General features: G+C 67.1%; 7 protein-coding genes and 1 pseudogene. 1 reads left to right on the top strand and 7 read right to left on the bottom strand.

Going from position 1 to position 5,659, the window contains the following annotated elements; translation table 11 throughout:
- Nucleotides 1-595: 595 nt before the first annotated feature.
- The 4 genes from Vgi01_RS30415 to Vgi01_RS02425 all read right to left on the bottom strand — a co-directional run bounded on the left by Vgi01_RS30415 (nt 596) and on the right by Vgi01_RS02425 (nt 2,167).
- Nucleotides 596-982: a CPBP family intramembrane glutamic endopeptidase gene (locus Vgi01_RS30415; protein ID WP_239088769.1), complete on the bottom strand. Its 387-nt coding sequence runs from the start codon at nt 980-982 to the stop codon at nt 596-598.
- A 3-nt stretch (nt 983-985) separates the two neighbouring features.
- Nucleotides 986-1,459: a hypothetical protein gene (locus tag Vgi01_RS30420; protein ID WP_239088770.1), complete on the bottom strand. Its 474-nt coding sequence runs from the start codon at nt 1,457-1,459 to the stop codon at nt 986-988.
- A gap of 77 nt (nt 1,460-1,536) precedes the next feature.
- The gene (locus Vgi01_RS02420) at nt 1,537-1,962 is read right to left on the bottom strand and encodes a DUF3140 domain-containing protein (protein ID WP_102660209.1); all 426 of its coding nucleotides are present in this window, start codon (nt 1,960-1,962) and stop codon (nt 1,537-1,539) included.
- Nucleotides 1,949-2,167 (bottom strand): hypervirulence associated TUDOR domain-containing protein, encoded by a 219-nt coding sequence (locus tag Vgi01_RS02425; RefSeq protein WP_204290020.1) that lies wholly within the window; start codon nt 2,165-2,167, stop codon nt 1,949-1,951. Before Vgi01_RS02425 ends, Vgi01_RS02420 begins: the two co-directional genes overlap by 14 nt.
- Before the next feature lie 145 nt (nt 2,168-2,312).
- Here Vgi01_RS02425 and Vgi01_RS02430 point away from each other — a divergent pair.
- Nucleotides 2,313-2,840, top strand: a pseudogene (locus tag Vgi01_RS02430) (class I SAM-dependent methyltransferase); the annotation flags it as partial.
- 79 nt (nt 2,841-2,919) lie between these two features.
- Here Vgi01_RS02430 and Vgi01_RS02435 read toward each other — a convergent pair.
- From Vgi01_RS02435 to Vgi01_RS02445, 3 genes are all read right to left on the bottom strand, one after another.
- Nucleotides 2,920-3,744, bottom strand: a complete 825-nt coding sequence (locus Vgi01_RS02435) for a class I SAM-dependent methyltransferase (protein WP_203220510.1) — start codon at nt 3,742-3,744, stop codon at nt 2,920-2,922.
- A 132-nt stretch (nt 3,745-3,876) separates the two neighbouring features.
- On the bottom strand, nt 3,877-4,374 hold the full coding sequence (locus tag Vgi01_RS02440; protein ID WP_203220509.1) for an SAM-dependent methyltransferase: 498 nt from the start codon (nt 4,372-4,374) through the stop codon (nt 3,877-3,879).
- A gap of 32 nt (nt 4,375-4,406) precedes the next feature.
- Complete coding sequence (locus Vgi01_RS02445; RefSeq protein WP_505842271.1) at nt 4,407-5,645, bottom strand: NsdA family TPR-like regulatory protein; 1,239 nt, start codon at nt 5,643-5,645, stop codon at nt 4,407-4,409.
- Nucleotides 5,646-5,659: the final 14 nt, after the last annotated feature.

Raw genomic sequence — 5,659 nt, forward strand, 5'->3', positions numbered from 1 at the left:
CCGGGCTCCCCCGAACCCCCTGACGTGAGCCGGGTAGCACCACGACGGCACCTCACAAGCGATGACCACCCTGCCGTACGTGCCACAAACGTTGACGCCCCTTTCGGTCGCTGAACCGCGCCCGCTGCCCGACCGCGTCCGGTTGCCCGACCGCGTCCGGTGGCCGGGCTGGCCCGTCCCCGGAGCGGTGATCAAGAGGTTTTGGTCGGGAACGCGTTGGAATCTGACGCAAACCTCTTGATCGACGGACTTGGTGGGGCGTTGAGCTGGTTGGGCGCGAGGGTTGGAGGGCTTGCGTGGGGTTGCGCGGGTTGTGGTGGTGAACCCGTGCTCGGTGGCAGCGCGGCGGTGCGTGGGCGGATCGGGCGCGGTTCGGGCGGCGACGGTGACGGTGGTGGACCAGCATGTGCTCCGAGTTCCGTCGATCTTGCACTTGTTGTCGGTGCACAGGGTGTGTTTGGGGCAGATCGGCGACCGGAAGTGCATGATCGCTGGTGCTGGTGCTGGTGCTGGTGCTGGTGCTGGTGCTGGTGCTGGTGCTGGTGGGGGCCGGGGCGGGCGTGGGAGCGGGGCGGGCGGGGGAGGGGGCGGGGGGTTACAGGGTTAGGAGGGTGGGCATGGCGTTGAGGGCGCCGTGGATCACCAAGGGGGGCCACATTCGGCGGTACCGGGACCACAGGTAGCCGAGGAAGAGGCCGGTCACGGCGTGGCTGACGATCACCGTGGCCAGGTCGATGTCGGGTCGGACGCCGCCCTGGATGGCCACGTGCCAGACCGCCCAGAGCAGCGACACGAGCACGATGGCGGGCCAGCGGCCCAGCAACGATTCCCAGCGGGTCTGCAGCCATCGCCGGTAGAAGAACTCCTCCAGCAGCGCGTTCACCGCGAACACCACAAGGATCGTGGCGACCAGTTCGACAAGTGGGAGGCCGCGAGCCCAGTCGCCGGCCGGTGCCGCAAGCGGAGTCGCGTAACTGAGCACCAGCTACACCGCCACGGGCACCGCCGGCCCGAAGCGGTGGGCGGCGTCCGCCGGGGCCGGCCCAGGATGCCACTGCGGCCGGCGACGGACCACCACGAACACCGCAGCCGGTACGCCGAGCAGCAGCGCGAGCTTGAGCAGGGTGTACGCCGGCTCGCCGTCGAGTAGGGGCATGATCGCGGCGAATGCGATGGCGGCGCACAGCAGCGGCACCGCCTCGCGGTACGGTGCCGGCGGGTCCGGCCAGCGCGGATCGGGTGCTCGCGGGACCAGCCGGATCACCGCGATGGCGACCAGGGCCGGAAGCCACCTGGCCCACATGGGCACGGTGCCCTCGTGGTCGGCGCTGTACCGGATGTTGCTGTTCCCGGTGATCACCAGCCAGAGCGCCGCAGCAGCGATGAGCCCCAGACCGGACAGCAGGACGACGTGTCCGGCGCGGGGATGACGGCCGGCTGTCGACAGTTCTGGCGTCACCGTCGGCACGCTATCAACGCGCGCCGATCTCGGTCCGCAGGACGTCGGCACGGAAGGAGGCTTTCGTACCCCGATTTTTATGGGTGACGGCGTGACTTCGGCGGGGCGCCGTGCCGTTCGAGGGCCTTTCGGGACGGGCCGCCGGGCGGCGGCAGCGCCGCCTTGACCGGGTCGTGACCCCAGTTCATCAGGGAGTACCGCCACCGGGTCTGGCGTACGTCGCCGCTGGGCCGTTGTGCCATGTGCCGCCGGACGTAGCCGACCACCTTGCGCATGTGCTTGTAGTCCGCCTCGGTGAGGTCGTCGCGCTTGCGGCGGAGCAGGTCGACGATCTTCCGGCCGGACTCGTGGCCCACCGTCTCACCGCCCTCGGTGCCCTTCTTCTGCCAGCCGACGTGTTTGGATTCGGCGGTCTCCAGCCAGCGGGACAACTCGGTCGGCTTCATGTTCACCGCATCGGTGAACTCCCGGTACGTCTGCTGCGGATCGTCACTTCGGCTCACGACGTAGCACCTCCGGGCGGTGGGTCACGTCCCGGCCCGAGTCGTCGTTGGTGATCCGGTACTGCGGGTCCTCCGGTGAGGCGTTCACCGGGTGTCCGCGTACGTGGGTGCGGTCGACGATTTTCTCCTTGACCACGCCGTACGCCCGGCCGCTGTGGCTGGCCCAGGAGACGTGGTCGCCCTCGTGGAACTCCTTCTCGGCCATGACCTGCGGTTACCCTGCGTCAACGAGCGGAAACGGGCGCTGGCCGCCGCCGATGGCCGCGAGCCACAGCGGGCTCGGATCGATGTCGGTGGCCCGCCGACGCCCTTGCGCGGATGCCCCGCCCGGGCTCCGTACCGTTACCGGGATGAACGACGATCCCGAACCCACCGTCACCCGCCGTGCTGTCACCGAGGCCGAGGGCCGGGCGGCGAGCCGCCGCTGGTGGGACCAGGACGCGGACAACTACCAGGAGGAGCACGGCACCTTCCTCGGTGACGTGGACCTGGTGTGGTGCCCGGAGGGCCTGCGGGAGGCCGACGTGCGGCTGCTCGGCGACGTGAAGGGGGCCCGGTTGCTGGAACTGGGCTGCGGCGCGGCGGCGGGCTCGCGTTGGCTGGACGGGCAGGGCGCCGAGGTGGTGGCCCTGGACCTGTCCGCCGGCATGCTGCGGCAGGCCCGGCTGGCCGCCGAGCGCTGCGGCGTACCGGTTCCCCTCGTCCAGGCGGACGCCCTGGCCCTGCCGTTCCGGGCGGGTGCCTTCGACACGGTGCACACCGCGTTCGGGGCCGTGCCGTTCGTCGCCGATTCCGAGGCGCTGATGCGTGAGGTGTACCGGGTGCTGCGTCCCGGCGGCTTGTGGGTCTTCGCCATCACCCACCCGATCAAGTGGATATGATCTTGCACTATCAAAAACGCCTGGTCATGCCTGGTGATATCTCCGCGACGTGCCCTGCCGCTCTTCGTGTGCTAGGTCACACGGCGGCTGGACGGCGGGCTACGAAGATGGCGGTGCCAGGGAACAGCCGACCGCGAAGCGGGCTCCACTGGCCCCAGACTTCCTCGTGCCCCGGCGGCCACTCCGGTTCAACCACGTCACAGAGAATGAAGCCGGCGGCCGTAAGCTCTCGGACGCGATCGCCGAAGGTGCGGTGCGCCTCGACGTAGGTAGGCACTCCTGTCGAGTCCTGTTCGACATACGGGCGGCGGTCGAAGTATGAGTGGACAGCCGTTAGGCCGGCCTCGCCGGGATCATCGAGAAAAATCCAGCGCATCGGGTGAGTAACGGCAAAGACCCATGCCCCACCGGGGCGCAGCACCCGGAACACTTCGCGCATGAGCGCTTCGGAGTCTGCGACGAACGGGACAGCGCCGAACGCGGTATGCACCGTATCGAAGGTGCCCGCCTGAAAAGGCATCGCCAGGGCGTCGGCTTGTACGAGCGGCACATGCACGCCCGAGCGTTCGGCGGCCAGCTTGGCGTGCCGCAACATGCCGGTGGAAAGGTCCAGCGCCGTAACGTCGGCCCCTTGGCCGTCTAGCCAGCGTGAGCCCGCAGCCGCGCCGCAGCCTATCTCCAGGACTCGTGCTCCCTTCACGTCGCCGAGCAGCCTTGCATCTGCTTCGCGTAGGCCCTCAGGGCACCACACAAGGTCAACGTCTCCGAGGAAAGCGCCGTGCTCTTCCTGGTAGCTGTCAGCGTCCTCATCCCACCAATGCCGGCTCGCCGCCCTGCCTTCTAGATCTGAAACAGCGCGGCGGGTGACACGGGCTTCGGGGGATTGTGAGGGCTCGGTCAAGTTGAATCCGATCGTGATTGTGGGTGACGGGCAATCCGTAGGGGTGTCTATCTTTGCAGGTAGACACCCCTACGGCTTCATCGGTAGTGGCCGGTGTCGTTTAGTCTGTAGGAGTTCGGGCTCACACCGGACTCACTTTGCTTGGGCCTCTGCGGGATCTGCGAAGTACAGTCCGAGCATCTGAGTCGGCCAGGCCGGTTGCTTGACCTCGCCGCGTGGGCCGAACTCTGAGAACCATGGCTTGATGTCCAGGACAGGCGTGCCATCTACGGCGTCTAGTTCCTCGACATGCAGGTCAAGGCCGTCGACCTTGACCAGGCGGCAGCGGGACACGCCCAACCAGTTGATGCGACGCATGTTCCGGTGGCCGAAGATGCCGACCTCTGGCCATTCCGGGTTGTCTCTAGGGCGGCGTGCACCCAGGTTCAGATCGGTCGGATCGGTGAGGTGGAATCGAAATACGATCTCAAGGTGAGAGAAGTCCTCTAGCCCTCTGGTGGCTGCTGGGGTGAACAGCTCACTATCGACTCGAATAATGGCCCTACTTCCACCCCAATAGTCATCCGTCGGCTCGGATCTTCCGCCTATGACCCGCGCAATTGATTCCACGGCGAACTTCTCGGCTGCCATTCCAGTCTCCCGCTTCTGTTGCTGGCTGTCGTTTAGGCGAAAGTTGAGAGGTAGCTTTTGGCGCGTGCATCCACGTCTCGGACTGCTCGGACGCTGCGGCGTCTGTAGGGGGAAAGGATGGCGCGCATCTCGGCGGCAACCTCGCGCGTGCGGCCCGATCGGACGCCTTCCATTGCATCGAGGGCACGGGACCACGTTGCGCAGGCTTCTTCGATCTCGCCCTGCCTAGCCTGGACGGCTCCCATATATCCGAGCGTGACGGCGTGGGTCCGAGTGAAGGTTGACGCCTTGCGCGTCCTGACGCTGCGGCGAAACTGAGTCGTTGCGCCGGCCAAGTCACCGGTGTCGCGCAGCGCGCAGGCCGTCTCATGCGCAAGGCTCGCTTCACCGAAGAAGAAGACGCGGCCGGGCTCATCGTCTCCGCCGGTGGCGGCGGAGAGGTCGTCCTCGGCTCGGAGGAGTGCGCGAGCCGCCTTTTGCGTTTCGCCGTTTACTGCTAGTGCGCGTGCGTAGACCACTCCAAGCAAGGCTCGTTCTCGTGGAGCTGCCGCTTTGTACCGTTCGCCGTCGACGGATGCCGAGGCGAGGTTGAGAGCACGCTTGCGGTGGCCGAGGTCGATGGCTTGGTGTGCCATCGCGCGCAGTACATGGCCTGCCATTGCTGGATTGTCGGCTTCTGCGGCCAGTTTGACGGCGATGTTGAAGTAGTGCTGAGCCACGTTGTGTTCGCCGTTGTCGAATGCCATCCAGCCGGCGAGGTAGGAAAGCTCGCTGGCGGCGGTGAACATGTCGCGCCTCAGAATGTCGTCGGCGTAGCGTCCGTAAAGAAAGCTTGCCACGTCGGAGCCGAGGTATTGGACGACAGCCGAGCGAGCATGCCCGCCGCCCCGACGCTGGTCGACGCGGGAAAACAGGGACATCATGTCGTGCACCGCGTCTACGTCGCCCCGGCTCACGGTCCTGCCGCCTGCCGCACCGCGCGCTCGGCCACGTTCGGCCATTTGCGACCACCAACGATCGGAGGGCAGAGTCAGCGCAGCGAGCGAATAGGCGGCGGTGCTGAGAACGCGCCTACGTTCAGCGTCCACGTCGACTCTCCCGAGTTCGGTTAGCGCTGCCAGCGTATCGACTCGCCATCCGAGCATGTCCTTGGAGGACAGCGGCGGGGCGGGCAACCCGATCTCGTCGAGGGTGATCACCCGGCCGAGCTTCCGTGACAGTGCCTCGCACAGCAGCATGGGTGCCCGCCCAGAAGGCTTGGAGCCTGCTATCCAGTGTGAGAGGG

It is taken from the genome of Micromonospora gifhornensis (genome assembly GCF_016863515.1).
GTDB classification, from domain to species: domain Bacteria; phylum Actinomycetota; class Actinomycetes; order Mycobacteriales; family Micromonosporaceae; genus Micromonospora; species Micromonospora gifhornensis.

Excerpts from the sequence above, each read along its gene's own strand:
- Vgi01_RS02425 (WP_204290020.1), bottom strand. The coding sequence starts at position 2,167 with ATGGCCGAGAAGGAGTTCCACGAGGGCGACCACGTCTCCTGGGCCAGC.
- Vgi01_RS02440 (WP_203220509.1), bottom strand. The coding sequence starts at position 4,374 with ATGGCAGCCGAGAAGTTCGCCGTGGAATCAATTGCGCGGGTCATAGGC.